Annotated in this window: 21 protein-coding genes, 2 tRNA genes and 1 pseudogene; 7 read left to right on the top strand and 17 right to left on the bottom strand. The window is 46.2% G+C overall.

Features of this window, described 5'->3' with window-relative positions:
• Nucleotides 1-612 precede the first annotated feature (612 nt).
• Nucleotides 613-921: a DUF1778 domain-containing protein gene (locus ACI2J2_RS21080; RefSeq protein ID WP_404760796.1), complete on the top strand. Its 309-nt coding sequence runs from the start codon at nucleotides 613-615 to the stop codon at nucleotides 919-921.
• A gap of 691 nt (nucleotides 922-1,612) precedes the next feature.
• Here ACI2J2_RS21080 and ACI2J2_RS21075 read toward each other — a convergent pair.
• The 5 genes from ACI2J2_RS21075 to ACI2J2_RS21055 form a co-directional block, all read right to left on the bottom strand.
• On the bottom strand, nucleotides 1,613-2,338 hold the full coding sequence (locus ACI2J2_RS21075; protein ID WP_404760795.1) for a hypothetical protein: 726 nt from the start codon (nucleotides 2,336-2,338) through the stop codon (nucleotides 1,613-1,615).
• Nucleotides 2,339-3,279: 941 nt separating this feature from the next.
• The gene (locus ACI2J2_RS21070) at nucleotides 3,280-3,645 is read right to left on the bottom strand and encodes a hypothetical protein (protein ID WP_161544620.1); all 366 of its coding nucleotides are present in this window, start codon (nucleotides 3,643-3,645) and stop codon (nucleotides 3,280-3,282) included.
• Nucleotides 3,646-3,679: 34 nt separating this feature from the next.
• A complete protein-coding gene (locus tag ACI2J2_RS21065) occupies nucleotides 3,680-4,675 on the bottom strand; it encodes a GTP pyrophosphokinase family protein (RefSeq protein ID WP_404760794.1) in 996 nt (331 codons plus the stop codon).
• Nucleotides 4,672-5,763 carry a nucleoid-associated protein gene (locus ACI2J2_RS21060; RefSeq protein ID WP_404760793.1) on the bottom strand — a complete coding sequence of 364 codons (1,092 nt, stop codon included), beginning with the start codon at nucleotides 5,761-5,763 and terminating at the stop codon, nucleotides 4,672-4,674. The genes ACI2J2_RS21065 and ACI2J2_RS21060 overlap by 4 nt, the downstream gene beginning before the upstream one ends.
• Nucleotides 5,764-5,784: 21 nt before the next feature.
• The gene (locus ACI2J2_RS21055) at nucleotides 5,785-6,249 is read right to left on the bottom strand and encodes a DUF4231 domain-containing protein (RefSeq protein ID WP_404760792.1); all 465 of its coding nucleotides are present in this window, start codon (nucleotides 6,247-6,249) and stop codon (nucleotides 5,785-5,787) included.
• 856 nt (nucleotides 6,250-7,105) lie between these two features.
• Between ACI2J2_RS21055 and ACI2J2_RS21050 the strand changes: the two genes are divergently transcribed.
• From ACI2J2_RS21050 to ACI2J2_RS21035, 4 genes are all read left to right on the top strand, one after another.
• Nucleotides 7,106-8,872 carry a hypothetical protein gene (locus ACI2J2_RS21050; protein ID WP_404760791.1) on the top strand — a complete coding sequence of 589 codons (1,767 nt, stop codon included), beginning with the start codon at nucleotides 7,106-7,108 and terminating at the stop codon, nucleotides 8,870-8,872.
• Nucleotides 8,873-8,983: 111 nt separating this feature from the next.
• Entirely contained in the window at nucleotides 8,984-10,351 is a 1,368-nt protein-coding gene (locus ACI2J2_RS21045) for an anti-phage deoxyguanosine triphosphatase (protein WP_404760790.1), read from the top strand.
• A 66-nt stretch (nucleotides 10,352-10,417) separates the two neighbouring features.
• The gene (locus ACI2J2_RS21040) at nucleotides 10,418-10,804 is read left to right on the top strand and encodes a hypothetical protein (RefSeq protein WP_404760789.1); all 387 of its coding nucleotides are present in this window, start codon (nucleotides 10,418-10,420) and stop codon (nucleotides 10,802-10,804) included.
• Nucleotides 10,791-11,762, top strand: coding sequence for a hypothetical protein (locus ACI2J2_RS21035; protein ID WP_404760788.1), 972 nt, complete (start codon nucleotides 10,791-10,793; stop codon nucleotides 11,760-11,762). Before ACI2J2_RS21040 ends, ACI2J2_RS21035 begins: the two co-directional genes overlap by 14 nt.
• Before the next feature lie 47 nt (nucleotides 11,763-11,809).
• Here ACI2J2_RS21035 and ACI2J2_RS21030 read toward each other — a convergent pair whose 3' ends face one another.
• The 5 genes from ACI2J2_RS21030 to ACI2J2_RS21010 all read right to left on the bottom strand — a co-directional run bounded on the left by ACI2J2_RS21030 (nucleotide 11,810) and on the right by ACI2J2_RS21010 (nucleotide 17,900).
• On the bottom strand, nucleotides 11,810-12,448 hold the full coding sequence (locus ACI2J2_RS21030) for a hypothetical protein (RefSeq protein ID WP_404760787.1): 639 nt from the start codon (nucleotides 12,446-12,448) through the stop codon (nucleotides 11,810-11,812).
• Nucleotides 12,449-13,220: 772 nt separating this feature from the next.
• Nucleotides 13,221-14,312 (bottom strand): TniQ family protein, encoded by a 1,092-nt coding sequence (locus ACI2J2_RS21025; protein WP_404760786.1) that lies wholly within the window; start codon nucleotides 14,310-14,312, stop codon nucleotides 13,221-13,223.
• Nucleotides 14,313-14,375: 63 nt separating this feature from the next.
• Nucleotides 14,376-15,266, bottom strand: coding sequence for a TniB family NTP-binding protein (locus ACI2J2_RS21020; RefSeq protein WP_404760785.1), 891 nt, complete (start codon nucleotides 15,264-15,266; stop codon nucleotides 14,376-14,378).
• On the bottom strand, nucleotides 15,263-17,215 hold the full coding sequence (locus tag ACI2J2_RS21015; RefSeq protein WP_404760784.1) for a Mu transposase C-terminal domain-containing protein: 1,953 nt from the start codon (nucleotides 17,213-17,215) through the stop codon (nucleotides 15,263-15,265). Before ACI2J2_RS21015 ends, ACI2J2_RS21020 begins: the two co-directional genes overlap by 4 nt.
• The gene (locus ACI2J2_RS21010) at nucleotides 17,208-17,900 is read right to left on the bottom strand and encodes a TnsA endonuclease N-terminal domain-containing protein (protein ID WP_404760783.1); all 693 of its coding nucleotides are present in this window, start codon (nucleotides 17,898-17,900) and stop codon (nucleotides 17,208-17,210) included. The genes ACI2J2_RS21015 and ACI2J2_RS21010 overlap by 8 nt, the downstream gene beginning before the upstream one ends.
• A 91-nt stretch (nucleotides 17,901-17,991) precedes the next feature.
• Here ACI2J2_RS21010 and ACI2J2_RS21005 point away from each other — a divergent pair.
• Nucleotides 17,992-18,693 (top strand): annotated as a pseudogene (locus ACI2J2_RS21005) (ATP-binding protein); the annotation flags it as partial.
• A 27-nt stretch (nucleotides 18,694-18,720) separates the two neighbouring features.
• On the opposite strand, the gene ACI2J2_RS21000 reads toward ACI2J2_RS21005, so the two are convergent.
• Nucleotides 18,721-19,059, bottom strand: coding sequence for a DUF413 domain-containing protein (locus ACI2J2_RS21000; protein ID WP_209639431.1), 339 nt, complete (start codon nucleotides 19,057-19,059; stop codon nucleotides 18,721-18,723).
• Nucleotides 19,060-19,178: 119 nt separating this feature from the next.
• Between ACI2J2_RS21000 and hdfR the strand changes: the two genes are divergently transcribed.
• Nucleotides 19,179-20,006, top strand: coding sequence for an HTH-type transcriptional regulator HdfR (hdfR, locus tag ACI2J2_RS20995; RefSeq protein WP_209639434.1), 828 nt, complete (start codon nucleotides 19,179-19,181; stop codon nucleotides 20,004-20,006).
• Nucleotides 20,007-20,010: 4 nt separating this feature from the next.
• Here hdfR and yjfF read toward each other — a convergent pair whose 3' ends face one another.
• The 6 genes from yjfF to ACI2J2_RS20965 form a co-directional block, all read right to left on the bottom strand.
• On the bottom strand, nucleotides 20,011-21,003 hold the full coding sequence (yjfF, locus tag ACI2J2_RS20990) for a galactofuranose ABC transporter, permease protein YjfF (RefSeq protein WP_404760782.1): 993 nt from the start codon (nucleotides 21,001-21,003) through the stop codon (nucleotides 20,011-20,013).
• Complete coding sequence (gene ytfT, locus ACI2J2_RS20985) at nucleotides 21,000-22,001, bottom strand: galactofuranose ABC transporter, ATP-binding protein YtfT (RefSeq protein ID WP_265556093.1); 1,002 nt, start codon at nucleotides 21,999-22,001, stop codon at nucleotides 21,000-21,002. Before ytfT ends, yjfF begins: the two co-directional genes overlap by 4 nt.
• Before the next feature lie 17 nt (nucleotides 22,002-22,018).
• A complete protein-coding gene (locus tag ACI2J2_RS20980; protein ID WP_404760781.1) occupies nucleotides 22,019-23,533 on the bottom strand; it encodes a sugar ABC transporter ATP-binding protein in 1,515 nt (504 codons plus the stop codon).
• 23 nt (nucleotides 23,534-23,556) lie between these two features.
• Nucleotides 23,557-24,513, bottom strand: coding sequence for a galactofuranose ABC transporter, galactofuranose-binding protein YtfQ (ytfQ, locus tag ACI2J2_RS20975; RefSeq protein WP_404760780.1), 957 nt, complete (start codon nucleotides 24,511-24,513; stop codon nucleotides 23,557-23,559).
• Nucleotides 24,514-24,828: 315 nt separating this feature from the next.
• Nucleotides 24,829-24,904, bottom strand: a tRNA-Trp gene (locus tag ACI2J2_RS20970).
• A 53-nt stretch (nucleotides 24,905-24,957) separates the two neighbouring features.
• Nucleotides 24,958-25,034: transfer RNA gene (locus tag ACI2J2_RS20965), tRNA-Asp, on the bottom strand.
• Between the last annotated feature and the right edge of the window lie 16 nt (nucleotides 25,035-25,050).

The following is a 25,050-nucleotide window of genomic DNA, read 5'->3' as shown; positions in this document are numbered from 1 at the left end:
ATATACTGATGGTCATATATTCAAACCCTGTCATCAGGAGAATCAAAATGACTACCCGCTCAGCGCGAGGCCATACTTCTAGCAACGTCATAGTGTACATTCGCGGCCCGAATGCACACTCTCGTACTGTAAGCCGTCGATCAATCGCAAAGTCTGCCATGAACAATGCGAAGATCTCCCTTGAGATTGAAGGACATCATTACAGTGATTCCGACTGGTTGAAAATCATGGAAATCGCTGACCAGCTTGAAAATGTCATATAAATCATTTCTTATTGAGATTTATAATCTCATTCACACAATGACATTGTGCTAAAGAAGCTAATCCGGGATTCAGTTTTCAAAGATTACCCTTAATTTTCCTCTCCGCTAATGCTCAGTTCCCGTTACGTAAATGCAGATGTTACTTTAATCATCCTGAACACCAGTTCACGTTCTGATATTAGCATCTTAAAGACCATATCCTGGACCAGATCCAACATAACCAGCAAATTCTCTTCTGTTGGCTGACTTAAACCCGATGTTCGTTTTTACGACTCAAACCAGTGTAACGACATCGATACTACTTGCCGCTATAGTTAGTACTAATAGAAATATATTTAGGTAGTTCATAATGCCAAAACAAAAATCCAAACCATTGATTAATCGTGGAAATTTTATCTATCGCTCAACGCTTAATCTGCGCATTAAGTCAGAGGATAAAGCCCTGATCGACAGAGCTGCGCGCGCAGCGGGTAAAAACAGAGCAGAGTTTATATTGGAAGCTGCACGCTTGGCGGCAGAAGAGACGCTTGCAAACCTCCGCATCGTCAATATCAGCCCTGACGTGTATAAGCAGTTTCTCGATAAGTTGGATATGTCTCCTCAAACTAACGAAGCACTCAGAAAAACTATGCAGTCACAGCCTCCGTGGGAAAATTGACTTTGAACTTGAATGCTCCAGAACCGCTACTTCAAAGCCATTATTTTGATAATTTCAAGTTCGGAGACGAATCCTTAGATCACTGGCTGAGAACACAAGTTCTGCAAAAAACATTCAGGAACCGCTCGAATCTTCGTGAATAGCTCGACATATCCACCTACTCAGATCTGAATACAACGCCATCAAATTATACTCTTTTTATCCGAACCCAACCTCCTAAAAAATCTCTGACGCAATGCTGGCACAGGTCAAACTGAATGAATTCACCATCACCGAAAAGCGAACCTAACCCGACTACCCTGTCAATTGTCAAAGACTCATGAAATCCCGGATCATCTAACTCAGCCCGAAGATCAAAACGGCCTCCAATTTTTGTCGAGAGAGATGAGACTTCGACCTTTGTAAAATTTTGCATGTTAAGCCCTATACTTATCTAAACAGCAAAATATCTAATAACATTAGAGTCTTTATTATCCGTACATCACCGATTTAGGCACTACTAAGCAAGCTTTGACATAAAAAGTTCGAACTATGCGTTTACCTTTGAAGTTGTTAACGATCATAAAAAATTAATTTTTCGGAGTGCTTTTGTAAGTATTCCATTGATCTGAAATTCAGTTAATAATGAGAGGCAGATTTAACATCTAGTGTACTGATGAATCAAAAGTGCAGCAATTTTCTCATCCTTGAGCTATTCCTTACAGATTGTGGATTTTGCAAGCATATCATCATCTCGGCATGCATTCTTTATTGCATTTATTTCGTTACCATTATCAAGTGGTGTCCAATAATTTTCAACGACCAAATACTTTTTCCTTTTCTTAGAATCTCTGATATTTAAAACCGTCAGAGTAGACTCAATTTTTGCCATATACTTGTTTTTTGATTTCGTACTGTAATCTGCAAATACTACGATAGCTTCAGGAACCATATAATCCCTTGCGACAAGAGGAGGGACACGGAAATTCACTTGGGATTTTGCATGTAATACATAACCATTCATTTCTTTGAATTCAAAGGCTGGCATATAAGTAGAGTTACCGCCAGGCAATGTAACTCCTCCTTCGGTAAACTCACCATATACTGACTTATTAATTTTAAATAGCAATTTCTGACCGAAATCGGGAGATATCCTAAATTCCTCTAAAATTTGATCAGTAGAGCTATTGTTAACAAGTTTAAATTCATAGCCTCTTCCCGAAGATCTAACATATTCAACTTGTACATCTCCCGTAAAAAAATCAAATATGAAACCACCGATTACCGTAAGAACGCCTGTTGCCGCCAACCATAAAATAACTCCATTTATTCTTTTTCGCAGTGGATTACGTACATCTTCTATTTCTATAGTACTTCTTTTCTGTACACGTCTTTGAGCTTTTCTAATTGATTTTTTTAGCTTTCCCATTTGATTCAATAGTTATCCTTTTTTGTACAGTTTAGAACAAGACTCACCTTTAGCAACTACCAACCCGCAAGAAATAGTTCTGTTATATGGTTAAGCTTAATATCAGAATTTTCAGTTAATTATCGCGTAGTAGAAAAAATTGGTGAGCATAGGCTTGTTAACTTCGTTGACAGTTTTTATTTCTCCAACCACTTTTTTAATCCACTCTTACTTGACCATTTTAAATATTTTTTATAAATATCACAATCTAATATATCGTCCATTTTTTCCACCTTCGAAGTAAAATCCATCCTCTTCAATTTTTTCAAATATTCTGAGGAATTCACCGTTGATTATTGAAATAAACTGTTTTAAATATTCTTTTTTACTTTCCACAGAGTGGAAGCTCGACTATCTGTATCGACTTTTCCCTTAGTGCCAGATAAACCAACATATATATAATTTTGTTTTCTCTCTTATATATTTCCGCTCTGGATAAAGAAGTAAATTTTGGGAAAAATTATATATTTCGATTCCAAACTTAGAGAAATATTCGCTTTTACTGGCAATAATAGTCCAACTCCAACGTAAGTGTAATAAAACCCACTCACCCCAGAGATAAGTGTAATACCAGCAAGTAATACGATAATTATTTCTTACACAATGCCACAGTAATTAAAATAATAGGGCAGCATTACCACCCCAGTAAAATAATAGAATGCATTGCTAGCCGTTTTCAATGCTCAATAAAACAAGATCCCCATCTTTCTTCGTAAAAAAAACACGGAGATTTTTTATGCGCATTACATATATTTCCTCTGTAGCGCTAGCTACTCGGCGCACTGATGAGTCACCTTCAAGATTGTATATATTTAACGATCCAAATTTCGCCATTAGTTGCTGTAATGAAATTCTTGAAAAAAATTCATTTCTTTGCAATGTTTCTTGGACAGGTCTAGAGAGAAGTATGCTCATTTAACCCTCAGATTCTTTAAAAATGATTCAGCATCTACTAAGGAGGCCTGCTCTGGATTTTTACGTATTAGAGCAGTAAGTCCTTCGAGCTTTGTTTTTCGAATGATTGCAATACAATGCTGGTCATCTGCGTATTTCATAATATTTTCATCGTAATTAAGGAATCTAACATGGATAAAAATCCATACTAAAGCACACAATGTCAGCAGCCAGAAAGATGAGACTTTTGGTAATAGTGACCAATCCAACTCTCCTTTAGGCATTATTTGGCTTGCGAAAATACTTGATAACACACCAATGACCACGGTTAGAAAAAGTGTAACTGATAGCCGTAGTCGAGGTGATTGGGATATGTATTCCATCTACTTTTTATCCTTACTAGAAAGACCTGGGTTATTAAACCGGCCTATCCAGTGCCACGCCAAGTTCGAGAGCAATCTCAGTAATAATCTGCCACTCAAGTGGCCAACTACCTCCTAACTGTGTCCTTCTATAACGAACAAGATAGTATACAAATATTATGATACTCTGATTATAGAAAGCATGATTATTTCTACGCTCTTTTATAATCTCACTAATATGAGGATTATCGCGGACAAATTTTCTTATCTTGTAATCAAGATTTTCATCCATACAGTTCTGGAACTCGTCGAAAATTACCAGCGAAGACTTTTGGTTTACCGGTTGCTCACCGGTCATTTCGAAATATAGAGTATTAAGCAGCTCTTGAACTTCATAAAGTCTGTCTGGTTGCTCATTGAGTTGACGTGTTACATTTGAGAAGAAGTCATCCGCAGTCTCAATGAATGCCATCGTTTTCGCCACGGTACGATGTACATCCGGCTTGATAAGCATTTTTTTCTTATAGATCACATCATGGGTGAGCTCTGCATAAGCATGCTGCAACAGTGTTCTAATCTGAATCTCACAAGGAATATCTGCATCAATATCGATACCTTTGTGATTTAAAGGCTTATTACTTCTGATAATAAAATGATCTGACTGATACGTGAACAGGGTCGGCGACGCTTCTCGCTCACTGACAAAATCGCGACATTGTATCGCATCCCATATTCCATCATCTGATGCTTTACTGATGATATCGCAAATTTCTGTAATTTCATTTACGAGCATTACAACAAACCGCGCACCAACCTTATCTTCAATTTCTACATATGGGTCTTTATAACTTTTTGAGCGATAGAAAGCCTTGTCAATAAGCGAATCATCGCCCTTTACCCTGTGCTTTACAGGAACCTTCAGAAAAACGTTGAGATCTTTATCATACGAATTCTGAAGGTCTTCACAGATAAAATTTACAACGAAATCCCCCCATGCATCATACATGGTTTTTTCGGACTTCCAGCGCTGTAAAAACTCTGCCTCGTTCATTCCTGTTTTATAATCCTGTCTTTAATCAGTATTTTTGTCCATGTCGGCTTTGCCCCATCATCTTGAGCTTCACCTTGGAACGTTTCAATTTCAACTAACTCTTTAAATACATCCGATGGTGCAGTAATTCGAATGTCTCTACTAAATTTTACTCTTCGGCTTTTAAGTTTTCCAGTAAGATGCTCAATATTTTTAATAAATGGCTCTACTGCGAAGTTGGCATTCTCAAGATACTCTCTAAAATTGTCTACATCTATATCTGACATGTATTCATTTGCAAACTCGAGAGGACTAACTCTCTCAGAACGCTTAGCTTTTAGATCAGAATACAAAGCATTATGAAGATCATTGCGATCCTCCTCAGAGATTTTCATTCTACTAATGAAGCTACTGGTAAGTTCAAAATACTCTTTAGTTCTCCTTGCGCTTGTAGAAGGATAGGCACACCCTAAAAAGTCTTGATAAAAATACTGAGCAGCAGCCTTACCGTCAGATTTATCAATCTGGTAGTCTGAGATATCAACTAGCCACTGAGTATTCAGATCCTCGGTCTCTGCGGCGTCTTCACGCATAAAAAAGCCCGCTGACTTATAAAGGCGCGTAGAAGGAGTAAGAAGAACTTCCTTAACATATGTCAAAGATATCTCATTCGTTTCAGGATCAACTGCTTTTTGATAAGCACTATGAATATCCGCTTTAATAATTCCAACAAATTTGAGTTTTTTAGGGTTGTAGGTTGCACTAAAAACAACAACTATCCCACCAGATATATTTTTTCGTTTCTGAGCCTCTGCAAGACGCTCTGCTATATGATAAGATTCATCAATAAAATCCTTATCACTTAAGCCATGTAGTCTATTTATTATAGATGGCGTCCTTCCTTCGTTATGGTCAGAGATCATCATTCTCACCGCAGACGATCCATTAGCCAAAGAATCAAGAACTCTTCTTTTGAAATCAGACATAGCATGCTGGTCAAAACGTATCAATTCCTTACCTTTCACAGGTTTTACAGGAACTTGAGAATCTTCACGAACAAATACCTGATGAATTGCAATTTTATCAATTTCGAGCACTACAAAGTTCATTTTATAATTCCTTTACTTACTTCAGCCATGATTAGTATTACTTACATCAGCCGATTCTTTGTAAATATTCAACCATTCATTGCCATCCTTATCCCAAATACCTTGATAAGCTTCGAATAATCTATCAATATCTTTCTGATCATAACTTTCTTCAACCGAGGTAGTATGTTTTAAATCATTCCTGAGTTGATAAAAGCTTAGTAGTGTTATCTTTTGTCTCATCCAAAGTTTTTTATAATCAAATATAGCCATCCAACCATTTACAACTGTCAAAATCACACCGAATACTAATGCTATATTCTTCTGTAATTTCAAATCACCTGTAACTGAAATCCCAAGGGTGAGGGTTATGGCAGCCCCGAGTAAAATTGATATCGCTGTAAACCCTTGAAAAAATCTTTTATTTTTCTTGGATTTCTCTTTTAGAGAATCAATCCCAGATTGAATCATTTCCTCAAGAGCAATAGCCGAAATTTGTTGCGACATGTAAGCCTCTAAAAAAAAGCAATAAAAACATAAATATATTTTTCATCTGCGCGTGCGTGCAGTTTACCAGGGAGTGACTTCAGAAACATTACGTTACTTTATTAATGTGTCAATCTTTAAATGTCCATCTAACGGAAAAAATCACGATCTCAGAGAAAATCACCGATACCGGCACTTGGCGAACGGACATTCTGGTTACTGTCGGATATGGCAGTTTTTACTTCAAGAAAATTACGGATTCCAACTATAAGCAAACTTACTAGTTACCATGTCAATAGATTGCGATGCTACCGTAAGAGACAGCAACATTGTATATATCTCTATTGTGCAAAGAGCTAAACCATAGTGAACAGCTGTAACAAACATCCCACAACAGCATAACCCGCAACCATCAATGCAGTTCAATATGGTAGTTGCTGCAAAAGATTAGTCATTTTATGGAAACCGCCAGTACCTTCCTCGGAGAGGAGTATGGCCTAGAAAAAATTGGCTGCTATTAGGAACAACTATCTAGTTTTTGTACTCTAGCAAAAAAACTAATATTCGGTGAAGTCCAGGGACAACCGATACACGGATCTGTTTGAAAGAACAACGGCTGTATAACCTTATTCAATTTCATATGTTCTCCGAGGAGCCAGGAGCATCTCCCGCTGACAGTCTATAATACTATGCTCAACAGCTTTCGCAGTCATTTGTTCCCGACGGAATCGGGCAGAGGTATGTTTAAGAAACCGTCCTTGCGTCTTCTAAAGAGGCAACGTAAAAAACCAGATGATTTTCAGGGAAAAATAACTTGCAGGCTTATGGCAATAGATGCGATAGATAAATCATTCTGATCATTAATGGATGCGACAAGATGCATTTTCGCTTCAGGAAGTCCAACAGGACCATTATTCGCCCGGAATTATTCAGAAATGAAAAATACTGGGTGGTCTGCTGGTATAAGGGATTTATACCTAACATCTCATTAAGAAATCAGCCAAGGATTCAAACAGAATTTCGCCAGCTGGGAAAAGATGGCGAATTGCTACCTATCTACGAAGACATCCCTCTTCTGGTCCAGGACCTCAGTTTTTTCAGTATTGGATCCGTTTGGCACAATGGTGTCTGTGTCCAGCAAAGCCATTTGCAGGAAAAACCATTCGAACTTAATTTTGACAGTGGTTGGCGATTTCAAAATGCCCAAGATGCTTCAGTTTTTCCAACGGAACTCTACAAACCCGATAGCTTACGTCTTCCTGAAAGCTGGGTCATTGAATTTGACCTAACCAACGGGGCTAAGCTCATTGTTCCGTGTATTGAGTTTTTCAGCCGCTGTTACGGATTTTCAGGTGAAGTAAAACGCATCCTGACCACCTATTCATGGGAAGAGTGCCTGAACCGATTGTATGCCCCAACCGCGATGCCTGAAGAGCCAGGTGAATGGCAAATCTGTCTGCCTCCTCTTATCCCCGAGATTGACGCTGTCATGCTCGCCACAGCCAAATACCGATCTGAAACGCGGCGCGCCTTAAGCAGCATCCACTCCGTTCTATCTACCCAGTTCTTCAACCAAAAGGCAGCGGGGAAAAAACATGAATGGCCCATACCTTTGAAAGTAGGGCCCTGGCACAGGCGACCTGCAACGTTAGTCGTTGAGGGGATACCTTATGGATCTGACGGCCAGTCTTTTCTTGGGCTTCGTATCACCGGTTTATCTGAGCCCGACGGGCCGCCGGTTCGCATTTCCCATCAACAAGGGGATAAAGCACAAAATCCGGCTCCCCCCGGCAGCGAAGCCGCCTTTGACGGTGCACGGATCACCACGCGAATTCAGGTCCCTGACAACGTGGTTGTAACCGGATTCACCGATCCTGAGCCGGGGATGGAAAGAAGTGAAGCGGAGACACCTTCACTGAAAATTGTGGGTCAACGCCGCGTAATTAATAAAGTCATTTCGCAACAGGCGCGTTATACCAGCGGCAACCTCGTGCCGGGAAAAGAGGCCGTCACATTCTCACCAGGTCAGACAGAGAGGAATGAGCGGTCAGTAGGTGAGCTCTCTGTTCAGACACGTGCAGTCAGCGTGATGGATTCAGAAGGGGTTGTCAGGGATGTTTGGGGAGCATTACTGGCACTCAAAGACGCCAGGCCAGATCTTGTCCAGTCGGTGGAATGGTATTCGCCTGCCGATGGTTTCTCTGATTCTATATACCCGGAGTACATTGCATTTAACCCGGGATCTCAAGCTTTAACAGAACTTTACAACTGGTGTTATACAGATAGCTTTCAGATATCTCGTCGTGGTGTTCTGTTCATCAGGATACGTATGCACGATATGACTGTTTATATCGCTGAAATTGAAAGACGTCCATCCTCTAACGACGAAGAAAACGCCAAAGAAAAAGATAAGTTTCAAGGGGTGATTTTCATACACAACAAATCACTGGAACTCAATGAATGGATCCGGCGCTACATGAAACTGGCAAGACTGAATAAAGGTGTCGTTGGAAAATTTATCGGGGACATGCCTGGTATTGTAAGGGAATTCAAGCATCCGTCTCCAACGAACAACAGCCCTCATCCAGGATATCCATCCATCAGAAATGCATTTCGCAAAATAAATGTCAAAATAACCATGTAGGCACTGTGGGGCGAATGGAGAAATATCGCGAAAGATACCAGTCTTTCCCCACCTGTTCAGAACAGAAAATCCAGCTTAAAAAAACGAAGATAAGAATAATAAGGGGGTAATATGTCACACAGCAATACGGACAAGTGGGCTCAACGCCGAGGGTCTAACGCTCGCCGGCCTGAAGAAATTAGAACAGAGTGGAAACGAGACTTATCTCGCCTGATCCATTCTTCTCCCTTCAGGCGGTTGCAGTCAAAAACCCAGGTACTTGGCCTAGGAGAAAGTGACTTTTACCGCACTCGACTCACGCACTCAATGGAGGTCGCCCAGATTGGGGACGGACTCCTGACACAACTTGACTTAAAATATGCAGATAAAGAAGAATCACTTTCTCTTCCAGACCACGACCTGATGCAGGCTATCTGTCTGGCTCACGATATCGGGCATCCTCCGTTCGGTCACGGTGGTGAAGTTGCTTTGAATTACTGCATGAAAGACTTCGATGGATTTGAAGGTAACGGCCAAACCCTGCGCATTTTATCCCGACTCGATAAATACACGGCGGATCACGGACTGGACCCTACGCGCAGGCTTCTTCTGGGGGTTCTAAAATACCCCGTTCGCTATTCATCGTTAGTTAATAAAAAGGCATACAATGTGGGCAGTGGCCCACAGAACTGGCTGTTTAAATCATCAGATTACAAGCCCCCTAAATGCTTCCTCAATTCAGAAGACGAGGTCGTTGAATTTGCACTAGAAATTTTTACAGAAGCTGACAGAAAACTCTTTACCACGGTTAAGTCAAATAAAGCCAATGATCCGAAACCCGCTCACAAGAAGGCAGTTTACAAAGCGCTTGATACGACCATCATGGATCTCGCAGATGAAATCTCATACTCATTGCACGATCTTGAAGATGCAATTTCTCTGGGTATGCTCACCCGAAGCATGTGGATGGACCATTTCGAAAAAAGTGCGCATCTGTTCTATGACTGTCGTGGCGCCACCTTCAATGGCTCACTCCAATCCGTAGCTGATAGCCTGTTTGGTGAAAGCTACAAGCGTAAAGAGTGCATTGGGATGCTGGTGCATCTGATGATCACGAGCGTTACTCTTGCTCCTCAGAAAGGTAACTTTAAATCCAGCTTACTCCGGTATAAAGCGGTGTTGCCTCCAACAATCGAAGCATTACGTAAAGCAATATTCGATCTGGTTATGGTAAAAGTCATCAAGCACGAAAACGTTCAGATACTGGAGTTCAAAGGGCAAAAGCTGGTTGTTGAGTTATTCAGTGTACTAGCGAGCGATCCCATGCGTTTCCTGTCCAGCTCAACACGCGAAATATATGAGAAGCGGGCAGCGATTAGCGAAAAAGATGGCATGCGCGTAATCTGCGACTATGTGTCCGGTATGACAGACGATTATGCTACGCGTTTGTATGAAAAAATCTTTGTGCCGCGTAAAGGATCGATTTTCGATCGGCTGTAGACTAAATTGATGATGTTCCCCCCTAGGCGCATCATCACTAAATGACTTTTCAGGAGGATTTTACTGATGGGTGCAGGTAAATCGGTAACAATAATCGGGCGCAGGTTCGCAACGATAAACGCCGCTAAAAACTATTTTCAGGACCAACGGCCACAAGTAAAAGCCAGCGGACTAGTAACCGAAGGTGAACTTTATGACGAGCTAAAAGATCTGTACACCAGATACTGTAACCTATCCCCTGGATGGGAATTAAACGGTAGAAACATCACCGCGTTCAGCGTTGATTATGAATTGCGTAATAACGGACAATATGCCCAGCACCTGTGCTACAAGGTACATTTTTCCAACAAAGAGGTCCGCCCTTTCTCTGTTCCTAAAGCGTTGTCATCTTTGATAAAAGAAGTAACCAACGGAAAAAAAGTTAAAGGTAAGGGTATATATGATGAAAAATAAGGGATTCTTTCAAAAGGCCTCTCTTGAAGCTCGCCTATCACACCCAGTGATTAGCGCATTTGAATTCGAATCAATGAAAGACATAAAAGAATTTCAGGAAATCATAAAATCCAGTTCAATTTATATCATTTCTCAGAGGCCACTGTTAAAAATAAAAAACATTATTTATGTTGAGAATGAAGACAACAATAGCCATGAAATCCATTTCGAAATTTATGATGAATCGCAAAACACCCCATTGAAATGCTTTATAGAATTCGACACAAAGGAATGCTTGAATAATGATGAAGCACAAGTCAGAAGATATTACTTCGACCGAGAAGACATGTTAACGGAAAGTGATGATAATATAGCTGCAATTGAACTTTTAGACAAATATGGAGAAAGAGTTTTCTATCTTACTCCGCAACGTTTTTTCTATCATCACTTTAAAAAACAAATGGCAAGTCGTATTACTGGAGATTATAATAAATTTATTGACTATGAAGTGCATTATATTGGTCAATCTTTCGATCAGGAAATATGGCAAAGGTTAACGGGGCATGAAAAACTACAAAGAATCATGACATTAGAGAGACCACTTGATACCATTTTGCCTCATTCCCCTTTTGAGATCTCTTTAATGCTACTGAGTGTTAACTCCCTTGAAGTCGCCAGTATCATTGACGGGAGTGGTATGTTTGAGGATGAGACTAAAAGACCAATTTTTCATAATTTCACGGACTTCAACCGTATGCATGACCTGGGTAAAATCGGCAGAGAACATACTAATGAATTTGAAGCAGGGCTCATCAAAATATTAAAACCTGCTTATAATAAGATTCTCTTTAAGGGATACCCATTTATCAAGAGTGGTTTAAGAAGCCTAGGTTACTCTGAAAGTGAGCTCGTCATTACAGACTTCCCCGCAATAATGTATACAAAGCATGCGGTTTTGCCAGCTATATTTACACAGTAATGGATACGGGAATAATTCAATAGAAGTATTCCCATACTTCAGATAATCTATCTGACCATTACCCTAAAAGTCGGTTTTGGCACCCAATAATTTTTATCTCTGACTAATAAACTGAACCCTTCAAGCTCACGAACTAGCACCCCATTGTTAAGTAGGGAGTCAGCCTGAGAGAGTGGGATATCATGAAAATAGGCGATTGCTGTCCGTACCCACAGCGTCTCGTTGAAAGCTTCAGCTTTCACCATCAAAGCCATTAAGGTCTTCTCTAGCTGAGATTTTCTGCTGTGGCTCGCTTTCATTGGTGGGAGTGTAAGACCAGAATTAAAAATGATGTTAAGGAAACGAATGAAACCACTGAGGTTTGCCCTCTGTCCCGGTTTCTGACGTAAATAACGAACCACATCACGCTGAACAGGAACCCCATTATCTGAACGGATACTAAATTCGAGCAATGCAACCGCTGTACTCAGAGCCATACGCACAGTTCGGTATTGTGTTCCTCCAGCACGTCGTTGCTCAAGCAATCCAGCATACTGCCTCATCACATCCCTTGCCTCAAGGCAGTCGCCACGTGCGAGAATGTTCTTTATATAGTTTTCTTCAGCCGACACCTGTTTAGTCACGTTCAAGCTCAACTCTGGTTCTCTCTCACGCAACCAGCGCTCCAGTAGCGGATACTTACGCATATCCCCAGGTGAAAACCGACGGAAGAGCGTATACCAGTCTGCATGTTGTTTTGACGTGTTTTCGAGTCTCAGAAAGGGAAGACAGTATCTGTCCGAGAGAGTGCCACATTTACGATATGACTGTCGATTACCAAGCCATCCACAAAATGCATCGTATTCACTTGCGATTACACTGTCTTGAAATAGCGCAAGATTCGTCACGCGATGTTTACTGAATATCGCCCTCCAGTGGCACTCCTCACAAGTTTTCCCATAGCCTGCAGGCATCATAGCTCCACAGTTGGCACATTTAATCTCACCCAGCTCCAAACATCGTTTGCAAACCGCCATACCATCCGATGATTTTACAAGCTCGCGGTATCGCCCACATGCAGAGCAACAACGATGTTCGATCCGGACACAAGTCGGGCATATCTGCCCGCCATATCCTGACCGACTGGAATGGCTTAGCAAACGCGAAAGCTTTCCGCACCGGCTACAAGGGCGGTTTTCCCTAAACCAGTACGAGCATGCATTACAGACCGGGCCATAAATGGTCAGCCTCCCCAGACGATATCCCTTTCTACCACAACGCACACAGGGTTTTGCTTTTTCGCACTTATTGCAGACTGAAAGAGGGTACTCGGTGTGGAGCCGCGCCAGATCCCCGCACTCAGGACACATTACTTTTCGGAAAAGGAACACATAGCAGCTCTGGCAATACCTTATGTTTCGGTAGCGACGGTGAAACGTTTTTACTCGTTGGCCGCAGGCATCGCACTCCAAAACATCGTCACTCATATTTACCTACTCTGGAACGCCTCAGAAGTAGCGCCCATTGGTGCTCAACGCTTCGACGTGAACGCACACCGAGACAAATTTTAGATTGCTTTTGAGCATGGGGAACATGATGTAAAGGGAGGTCTGCTAGCAGGATTTTGAGACAGTCAGGGGGGGAAAATGCGGATAGTCCATTAAAGGTAAGCCCATATTTACGTGCAAGCATGGAAAATTGTGCAGGTCCGCCTAAGATAAGAGGCCACGCGACTGAAAAAAGCCGGGCTCTATCACTTACTGACAGATACTCAAGTGGGAGGGATAGTGGGCCTACGATATCCTTCCTAACGGGAATGCCCGCGTAACTGAACAATTCATTCAGCGCACCTCCATGCTTTCTGGTCGCATACCTTATCAGCCGGACGAAAAATTCGATAACCAACCAGTCCTCATGGTTATGCTTGCCGCAGGCTACTACGCTGTTTTGATACCCCTGTGAGCCTAGCGCAAATTGCTGAAATGCCATGGCCTGCAGTTCCGCCTGCTCCGTGAAAGCCTCTCTGAGGTCTGTCAGGCATCTGAAACACAGGTGAATATTTTCATCAGGTGCTGTCAGTCGGTGATACTGCACAGATTCGCCGCAGTGTGGGCAGCCCATTTTCAGCAAACACTGATGTTTGAGGCATACCGTCGAAAAAGACAGTCGCCACATGAGCCGGAAGTATGGATGCTTATCTTCCGAAAGACATTTCGGGCAGAACTGCACGCCACCCAGACAGCTTCGGTTGCGGATACCAAGCGGTATCACCCCAGTGATTTTACCATTTATCGGCTGAAGTGGTTGCCCGACGGGATTTCCCAACAAACCGGCAAGCGTCATGTGATGAAGAGAAACGTCACTCAGCCCTGAATGCATTTGCAACACACTCAATTGTGACTTGGTCAGAACCCGATCAACGTCGTGGGTCCAGGTTCGCCAGCCCGGCCAGAGGGTATGAGTCAGAGACAAGGGATCACAACCAGCGGCAAGAGCCATTCTGACTAACCAAGAGGACAGACTCTCGCCCGCACAATCAGAAATAACTGACCACATAAGAAAACTCCCCATATCGCCTTCCCTGAGAGCTTTACATAAAATCATGCCCGGCCTGACTGTCAGGCGGAATCCGGATTAAAGAGAAATTTCCCTTACTCCTTGTGTCGGACGACACCAGGCATTCTTTTCAACGACAGCTTTATCAATCTTCTCGCTACCACTTTTGATTGCCTCTTTGCTGCATTCAATCAGCAAGCGGTGTAAATTTCCGATATTCCCACCACAAATTGCGTGAAGCTGTAGAGCCAGTTCCGGCTCATGGAGGCGTGAGGGATTTTTGAGTGGAATAAGCTTTTCGAATGCACCGAGCAGACGCTGGAATTCGGAATTTAACTCCCATGCAGGAAGTGCGAGTACGTCAAAGCGACTGGCATGTTGGGGATCGGTATGCAGCACTCGCACGGCTTCGCGCGTTCCGATACCCACAATAGGTATAGCCAGTTCGTTACACAGCAATTTGATAGCATTCATCACCTCACGCTGCTTGAGTGCTGTTCCGGTAAGCAAGGAGTGAAACTCATCAATCATCAGCATACGGACATGACAGGATCGGAAGAGATGGATCACTTGATAACGAAGTTTTGAAACCGGATCAGTAGCCCGGTAGGGCGTATAGAATCTTTCCAAAATTGAGATATACAGGCCTTTTTCGTCAGCAGTCGGTGGTGCTTCAGCAAGCACAACCGGCATCACGGGTTCAGCATTATCATTAACGTATGCTTTACCGCATAATTCAAAAAATCGGCGGGCAATTGTGGTTTTTCCATTATTTGGATCCCCCACCAGCAACAGATTTGTCATCCTTGGCCGTGAAGGCTGCCTCATCAGACCCTGTAATGTGTCAAGCACATATTTCGCTCGGGTATAGCCAATCCAACGAGGGGCATCTAGGAAATCCATACGTTCAGCATCGCTCAGCAGCATCACATGATGAAATTCGGGGTGAATATGCGAAAAATTGTTCATGCCAGGTCTCCGAATGGATCGTCGATGTCACCTTTAATGAGCCCGTCAATATATTCTGACCCGTTAGGAACGGAGCGACTCGACTTTTGGGAGCCATTAGTTTTTCTGATCGGGCTAGCCGGTGTGATACCTGACTCATGCACTTTGCGACGCTGAGCCTGGCGACGTGCTTTTCGGGTTGTAGCACTTGCCTGCTCGACTTTCTGCCGCATTTCCGCGAGCCCAGCATCGACCAGATGTTGGTTTACGCTATCAATGCCTTCAGCCTTAAGCTTTTGTCGAACTTGGTTGTACTCCCACAGACTCATTGACGGACGCGTCTGATCAGCAAAGGGTATCCGGAAGTAAGATTTAAGTTCCGGGTCGAAAAACCAGATTGAACTGATATCCCGTGGGTCATAGCGGAAGAGAAAACTACGTTTTTTCCCTGTGGATCTGTCTGTCGCATTAATCCAAGGGCGAAGCGGCTCTGCGTAATATTTCATATCATGCCAAGTCACACCAAAAGGTTGAATGGTACGCGTGATTGAAGACATGAAGTCGAGCTGAAGCGTCATGCGATCAGCTGGACGTGGAGGAAGACCAGCTCCGGGTACATCTGCATTGCCGAAAATTCCCACATCCCATTTTTTCAGGGGTGACAATCCTGTGCCCGAATGCATTTTATGGTGATAAACTTTAGTGATATACGTGATAAACCAGCTTTCAAAGTCACCTAACGTCATAACTGCATTGTTATCTGAATCGTACTCAACACGGTCACCAATCGAGGAAAATGTAGTTCCTGGCAGGCTATGGACCTGGCGAAGCACTGTCCCCATCAGCCGCTCAATATGTCCACCATAACGGGGGACTTTGACCGGCCTAAATTCAAGATTAATACCGTAAGCCATGCAGGATTTGCGGAAATTGTCGGATCGAAAGTCAGGGCCGTTGTCCACGTGAATGGTTGTGGGTCTGCCCCATACAGGCCATTCCGCATCCATCTTATGGAGCATCAACCATTCTTCTTTAGGCAAAATAGAATGCGCAACGCACATGGCAACTGACGTTTCAGAAGGCGCATCGAATGAAATGTAGTAACCCGTAACCATTCTGCTGTAAATATCAATCGCAAGCGTCAGCCAAGGCCGTCCGATTGGTTTACGGTACAGGTCATCGACAAGAATGACATCAGCTGGAGTATGGTCGATCTGAATGACTGAAAGAGGGTAATCAGCATTGGGGAACATCCCAGGGGTGGGATGAAAGCGGTTGCGTGCTTTTTCGTGGTATCCACGGGCCCGGAGAACTGCCTTTTCAGACAGACGTGCAATACGTGCCCTGATAGTCATGTGATTTGGAGGCTGTATGCCTCGCTCGCGGCAAACACCTTCAATGTACTCAATGGTTTTGCTGGCAGAGTTACGCTGTCGTGTCAGATAGACTTTCTCCAGCGCATCATTAATGAGTGCCTCCATCTCTGATGAAAGACGGCTTTTACCGCTAGTCCACCCTCTTTTTAGCGGGATCAGAGCGCTCACAGTGCCGTAACTGTTATACCGCTGTAACCATCGATAAAGTGTCGCCGCATTTACTCCAACTTCCTGCGCACGCATCTTCATATCGTCGCGACCAGATACCATCTGATCTAGAAACGGTTGGATCGCAGCAAAGCGCCCCTGCGCGATTTTCCAGTCCTCATCGGCAATATCCTCTATATCGGTAGCATTAGGCTGAAAAATCACCTCAGCATCCCTCAAAGGCCTTAATTCGGGTATCCGAAGAGACGCATGCCTACCGGTTTCAAGGTTAATGCCAACGACAGTGCCAAAGTCAACAACCTGAATAATCCGGAAGACCCCATCGGTATGGCTGACAAGTTCACCAATTTTAACGGCTATCATGACACGTTGTGGCTCGTAAGATTCTTCATCTTCTCGATTGCGACGGTTATGCAGTTCACTCATATTCAGTCACCCACAGTTCGGTATTCCGGGTCAAAGGTCTGGTGATATCGCAATCCAGCTTACGGGTGGCAACCAGATGCCAGATGTGGGTCTGACCAACTGCCTGGTACATCCCAAGGAAATAACGGGAAAGGAGATGATCAAACGATATAGAACCGGCGTCACACACAGCCTCAGTCAGCAATTGTGTTTCTTGTTCCGGGAACTGCATATTTCTATAACGGTTAAGCCAACGGATGTTATGCAGTGCCTGATTGCGAATACGGGATTCATCGTGAATGTGAAACTCCCAGCCTTGTTGTAGAGCATACCGATAAGCCGCTTTCCATTTTGGAAGCCATTTGCGCCAGTTTGCCCGCCACTCCGCCTCTGGCTTAACTTCCACGAGGCGCGGTTTTGGATAATTGTGATAAGTGAGATTACCCAAGCGATAGTAAACGAGGAAGTCGGGGGTGTAGGTGTACTCCTGCCCGTTTATCCCTAAGAATGGGATAGAAGCAGGTTGGGGGATGATATCGAGCACGTTCAGATTGAAGTCTGCCTGCATAATAAAATCGCGCTCAAGCGTTGATTCAAACTCAACTTCAGAATGCCCCCGAAAGGCGTATGCACCTGACACACTACGCCTTGTTGGCTTTATCCTGCGCTGTTGGTTAGGCACGCTGTCGCTGCTATTTCTATACATTCCACACTCCTTAACACCTATTAGCGTGAGATCGTCGCACCCATTTCTACAAAACCAGCCGGTAAGTGACTGTTTGTCAGAAAACATCATCGCATTAATATCTATATATCACAGTGGTTCACTGCCACGGCCAGGTGAAATATCGATGGCACACAATGGTGTCCTGTTTTTGGATGAACTGCCGGAATTCGAACGGCGCGTGCTGGATGCCCTGCGTGAACCGCTGGAGTCCGGCGAGATAGTTATTTCACGCGCCAGCGCCAAAATCCGCTTCCCGGCGCGGGTACAATTGATTGCCGCGATGAACCCCAGCCCTACCGGGCATTATCAAGGCATGCATAACCGCGCATCGCCACAGCAGGTGCTGCGTTACCTCGGGCGGCTTTCGGGGCCGTTTCTCGATCGCTTTGATTTATCGATTGAGGTGCCATTGTTGCCACCTGGCGTGTTGAGCAAACGCCGTATCGTCGGTGAAAGCAGCATAGACGTAAGAGCGCGCGTGCTGTTGGCACGTGAAAGGCAGCTTAAGCGGGCGGGGAAGATCAATGCCCTGCTGAATAATAACGAGGTCGATCGGGATTGCCGGCTTAGCACAGCAGATGCCGACTTTCTTGAAACAACGTTAACCACGTTGGGATTATCGGTTCGCGCCTGGCAGAGGATTTTAAAAGTGGCCCGTACGCTGGCTGATTTGGCAGGAGATCGAGATATTGATAAGCGTCACTTGAGCGAAGCGCTGGGTTACCGCAGTATGGACCGCCTATTGCTGCAGCTGCACCGCAGCCTGGCGTAAAAATGGGGCCCGCAGGCCCCATCGTTATCAATCGTCACTGTCGGTGTAATCTTCCACCGCATCAGCTTGCGGCTTACCGCCAGACAAGGTATGGAATTTTTTCGGGCGGCGTGTGCGCACCAGATATTTCGCCCATACTTTTTCCTGTTCGGTAACCGGCTCGCGCTCACCGTGGCACACTGCGACGAACAACTGTTCTTCTTCAGTGGCCGGCTGGCGTTTACCCGTGTCCAGCTCGTTAAACGCATACCCGAAGCGCTCTAGCAATTGCGCTTCTTTAATGGTGAAATCGCCGTGACGGGAGAACCCGCGAGGGTAATGTTTATTATCAAAAAAACGGTTGGTCGTGGTGAAGCTATCCGCCATCTGACACGCTCCTAATTCTCTCATGGCCGTGCTGTTTATGGCGCGGAGTATTAGATAGGCTTGACATTGTGTAAAACAAAACATTTAAATCTTAACGATAAAAATTATTGGAGATGGGTGTGGATACCGAATTACTGAAAACCTTTTTGGAGGTCAGTAGAACGCGTCACTTTGGCCGAGCCGCAGAATCCTTGTACTTAACGCAGTCTGCTGTCAGTTTCCGCATCCGCCAGTTAGAAAACCAATTGGGTGCAAATTTATTCACCCGACACCGTAACAATATCCGCCTGACGCCAGCCGGGGAGCGGCTTTTGCCCTACGCTGAGAGCCTGATGATGACCTGGCAATTGGCGAAAAAAGAGGTGGTGCGTTCACTGCAACATACCGAGTTGTCCATCGGCGCGACCGCCTCGCTGTGGGAGGCTTATCTAACCCCGTGGCTGCAATCGCTCTATCAGCAGCGTGAGGCGTTGCAGCTGGAAGCCCGGGTTGCGTTACGGCACTCTTTGGTAAAACAGCTGCATGAAAGACAGCTCGATTTGCTCATCACCACCGAGCCACCGAAGATGGATGAACTGGCCAGCCAACTGTTGGGTAATTTCTCGTTGCGGCTGTTCTCTTCCACTCAGCGCGATAAGCTCGCGCCAATGCCTTATATCAAACTGGAATGGGGGGCTGATTTCCATCAGCAGGAAAGCCGTATGCTGGAAGGCGACACGCTGCCGGTGCTCACGACGACCTCTGCGCATCTGACACGACAGCTACTTGAAACTACCGGCGGTTGCGCCTTCCTGCCCAGCCAATGGGAGAAGGACTATCCGCAGTTAACCGCAGCCGCCGAGATCCCGGCCATTATCCGCCCTCTCTACGCCGTCTGGCTGCAAAATAGCGACCAGCAGGCGCTGATCAGACAATTACTGAAAATACCTTTGAATACCACAGCATGAGCCGCTATAACGGCTTCAAACGGGGATGCCGGGGTTTTGTTCGTCTGCTGAGCCAAAACGCGCTCATCGCCTTCTGAAGGCCGATAAAGCAAAACAGCAGAATACCGATCACAATCTTGGTCCACCATGAGCTGAGCGTGCCGTCGAAGGTGATGTAACTCTGGATCAGCCCCTGAATCAGCACGCCAAACAGCGTGCCCAGGACCGTGCCCACGCCGCCAGTCAGCAAGGTGCCACCAATTACGACGGCAGCAATGGCATCCAGCTCTACACCGCTGGCAGCCAGCGCATAACCCGCTGAGGTATACAGCGAGAAAATAATCCCTGACAGGGCTGCCAGCGTGCCTGAAAGCATATAAATCAGCACCGTGGTGCGTTGCACCGGTACCCCCATCAACGCCGCAGATACCCGGTTGCCGCCGATGGCGTAGACGTTATGTCCAAAGCGAGTACGGTGCGCCAACACCATGCCGACGGCCACCACGAATAGCATCACCAGTGCCAGCAACGTAAAGCGGCCACCGCCCGGCAGTTTCCAGGCATAGTTAGCCAACGTCGCATACAGTGAATGATCGATGGGAATCGACTCCTCCGAGAGAATAAAACTCATACCCCGTACGAAGAACATGCCAGCCAATGTGATGATAAATGCCGGTAGCTTCAGCACATCAATGATCCAACCCATCAATGCGCCAAACGAGGCTCCCATCAACAACGCAATAACGAATGCATAACCCGGCGCTATACCGTAAGTCCCGATCAGTTTGGCCAATAACACCCCAGTAAAAGCGATCACCGAGCCGACCGACAGATCGATGCCGCCTGAAAGGATCACGAACGTCATGCCGACTGCAACGATGCCAAGAAAAGCGTTGTCGGTCAGCAAATCGCACCATACCCGCGTAGAGGCAAAACTGGGGAACTGAGTTAGGCAAAACCCGTACCCCACCAGGAACACCAGTACGGTCATCAAGAGGGGCAGATTACGCTTGATCATGGCTTTCTTCTCCTGAGCAGTTGCCGCAGCGAGATGCTTGGCGATTGCGCCATTAACACCGCCAATACCACGATTGCCTTCAACACCAGATTAAACTCCGGCCGATAGCCGGACAGCAGGATGCCAGTATTCATACCCTGAATGATTAATGCCCCCACTACCGACAGCAGCAGGTTAAAACGCCCCCCCAGCAGTGAACCGCCACCAATCACCACGGCCAGGATCGCATCCAGTTCCAGCCACAACCCGGCATTGTTGGCATCTGCACCGCGGATATCTGCCGTGACGATAATTCCGGCTACGGAGGCACATAGCCCACAGATCACATACACCGCCATCACCACCCAACGCGTACTGACCCCTGCATTACGCGCCGAACGCAGATTGATACCCACAGCTTCGATAAACAGTCCCAGCGCCGTTTTACGCGTCAGCAACCAGATCAACAGCAGCATCACTGCGGCAATGATCGCCGGCATCGGCAAATACATCAGTGCACCGCTGCCGAGCCGTGCGAACCCTTCTCGCTCAAAGGTGACAATTTGTCCTTCAGTGATCAGTTGTGCAATACCGCGCCCAGCCACCATCAACATTAGCGTGGCGACTATCGGCTGTATCTGCAGCACCGCTACCAGGAACCCGTTCCACAAACCACACAGGGCCCCCACAGCCAAAGCGGCGGCCAGTACGTAACCCAGCGGATAACCAGCGCTGGTCAGCGTTGCCGCAGTGGCACCCGCGATAGCCATCACTGCCCCCACGGAAAGATCGATGCCACCTGTGGCGATCACCAACGTCATGCCCAATGCCAATAATGCGACCGGTGCGCCACGGTTAACAATGTCGATCACGCTGCCAAACAGTCGGCCATCCTGGATGTGTATGGAAAAGAAATTCGGGGCGACCAGGCTGTCGATCAGCAAAATCACCGCCAGGGCCCCGAGTTGCGTCGCCCCAACGGGCATGACCCATCTGACTTTACGCGGTCCATTGGTCATGGAGAAACTCCTGAGGTTCATCCTGCCTCCTGCTGTGCGGCTATCGCCTGCATGATCGCAGGCACTGAAATGGCATCATGCTCAAGCTGTGCCACATGCTTTCTATCCCGCAGCACCAGGATACGATCCGCATAGCCCGCCAGTTCCTCCAGTTCGGAAGAAATAACCAGCAGCGCCAATCCTTCATCGCACAGTTTTTCGATTAAACGAATGATTTCAGCATGTGCACCAACGTCAATGCCGCGCGTTGGCTCATCCAGGATCAGAAAACGAGGTTTAGTCGCCAGCCAGCGTGACAGCAGTACCTTCTGCTGGTTGCCACCGGACAAATATTGGATTTGTTGTTCTGGCCCCGGCGTGCGGATGCCCAACAGTTGGATATAACTCTCGGCAATACGCGTTTGCTCCCGCAGCGGCAGCGGTTTTAACCAGCCGCGCTGGGCCTGCAGCGCCAAAATGATGTTTTCCCGCACCGTCGCAGCACCAACGATTCCATCGGTTTTGCGATCTTCAGGGCAATAGCCAAAACCGAGGCTGGCGGCTTTGCGTGGCGTGCGGATGTTCACTCTGCGCCCTCCGACCTTGGCACTGCCGTTATCGCACGATTTAATACCGAATATTAACTGGGCAGTTTCAGTGCGCCCCGATCCCAGCAAGCCGGCCAATCCCACGATTTGCCCCGGACGAATCTGCAGGTCAAAGGGCTCAATCATGCCACGTCGCCCATAACCGCTGAATTCGACCAACGGTGGTGCTTCGGTTGGCGTATGCTCGCCGCGTTTCAGTAGCGACTCGTCAAACGCGTGGCCAAGCATCATCTGTACCAGCTCCAGACGCGGTAAGTCAGTCGTGGCTTTCGTCCCCACTAGCTTACCGTTGCGCAGTACAGTGATGCGATCGCTAATGCGGTAAACCTGATCGAGGAAATGGGTCACAAAGATCATCGCCAATCCCTGAGTGCGGAGCTGGCTCAGGATATCCAGCAGCATGCTGACTTCTTTGGCATCCAGACTGGCGGTTGACTCATCGAGGATCAAGACTTTGGCAGACAGGTCTACTGCCCGTGCAATAGCGATAATCTGCTGGATCGCAATGGAGTAATTACCCAACGGCTGACTGACGTCCACCCCCAATCCATACCCCAGCAAAAGCTGCTGAGCCTGATGCAGCATCTTTTTCTGATCAATCAGGCCAAAGCGCGTTGGTTCTCGCCCGATAAACAGGTTGGCTGCCACCGAGATATTCGGCAGTAAGTTAACCTCCTGATAAACCGTACCAATCCCCAGCACCTGCGCTTGCGCGGTGCTCTGCGGGGCAATGGCAGTACCTTCCAGCAATATCTCACCGGCGGAACGCTGATAAACCCCGGTCAGCGCTTTGATTAACGTGGATTTCCCCGCGCCGTTTTCGCCTAGCAACGCCATTATCTCTCCGCGCTGCAACGTGACATCAACCTGATCCAGCGCTTTTACGCCGGGGAACTCGACGGATAATCCCTTAATCGTCAACAAACTGGTCTGAGATGTGGCCATCTTCTGTCCCGTCGGTGAGTAGATTAATAACCCATGCTTTTCTTCAGTTCGAATTCCTGCTTAGCGGTATCCGGTTGCAACAGCTTGGATTCGGTCTGGATAAACTTCGGCGGCTGGGTACCGTCTTTCTTCATCGCCAACAGTGCGTCAAACGCCGGACCGGCCATATTTGGCGTCAGTTCGACCGTGGCGTTGGCCTCGCCATTCATCATCGCCTTGAATATGTCAGGTACTCCGTCGATAGAGACAACTTTAATTTGCGAGCCCGGTTTTAAACCCGCCTCTTTGATCGCCTGAATAGCGCCAATCGCCATGTCGTCGTTATGCGCATAGACAGCGCAAATGTTTTTGCCGTTTTGCTCTGCCTTGATGAAACTCTCCATGACCTCTTTGCCCTTACTGCGGGTAAAGTCGCCAGATTGTGAGCGGATGATTTTAACGTTGGCGGCGTTAGCTATACCGTCGGCAAAGCCTTTTTTGCGGTTAATAGCAACGCTGGAACCCACCGTGCCCTGCAGTTCCACCACGTTGCAAGGCTTGCCGGCAACCTCTTTCACCAGCCATTCTCCTGCAACTTTGCCTTCATGCACGCTGTCCGACGCCACTGCCGCGGTATACAACGAGGGATCGTTCACCTCGATCATCCGATCGAGCAAAAAGACCGGGATCTTGGCTTCTTTGGCTTCCTGCAGCACCGGAGTCCAACCGGTGGCGACAACCGGCGCGATAAAAATGGCGTCAACACCCTGGGCGATGAAAGATCTCACCGCTTTGATCTGGTTTTCCTGTTTTTGCTGCGCATCGGCGATTTTCAGCGTGATACCCCGCTTTTCCGCTTCCTGTTTCGATACCTTGGTTTCCGCCGAACGCCAACCCGATTCGGAACCAATCTGCGAAAAACCGACGACCAACGGTGCTGCCTGTACCGTACCTACCAAGGCGCCAGTGATGGCGGCCGCTAACAGCAGACGTTTAACCATGTTGTTCTCCTCGAACTGCCGTGGCATGAAACATGCCTCCGGCAGAGTTGCCATTGTTGTATATGCTGCATTTTTCCTGGTGAAGCGGGTGTGCAAAGGGCTGGGCACAGATAAGGTGTAGTTGAAAATCGGGCAGGAATAATGAGCGGCATCACATCATGGCAGAACAACCATTTTGTACATGGATCCAGCTAAAAATGTCTAAATTGGGAACGATTTCGGTGGGGTTTTTGAACAGTTTTTCGGAGGAATAGCGAGGAATGGGGGAAACAGAAAGCAAAAAAAACCCTTTGCTTTCGCAAAGGGTTTCTAATATGGCAGGGGCGGAGAGACTCGAACTCGCGACACCCGGTTTTGGAGACCGGTGCTCTACCAACTGAGCTACGCCCCTAAATCGTGCTTAACATTATGCCTGCTAAAATAAGCAGGCATAATTTAAATAAGTGGCGGAACGGACGGGGCTCGAACCCGCGACCCCCTGCGTGACAGGCAGGTATTCTAACCAACTGAACTACCGCTCCACCGGTTCTTTCACGT

The sequence above is a fragment of the Serratia sp. NPDC087055 genome, assembly GCF_044900985.1.
Classification (GTDB): domain Bacteria; phylum Pseudomonadota; class Gammaproteobacteria; order Enterobacterales; family Enterobacteriaceae; genus Serratia.
The sequence above is the reverse complement of the archived record's forward strand: the minus strand, read 5'-3'. Positions and strand labels throughout refer to the sequence as shown.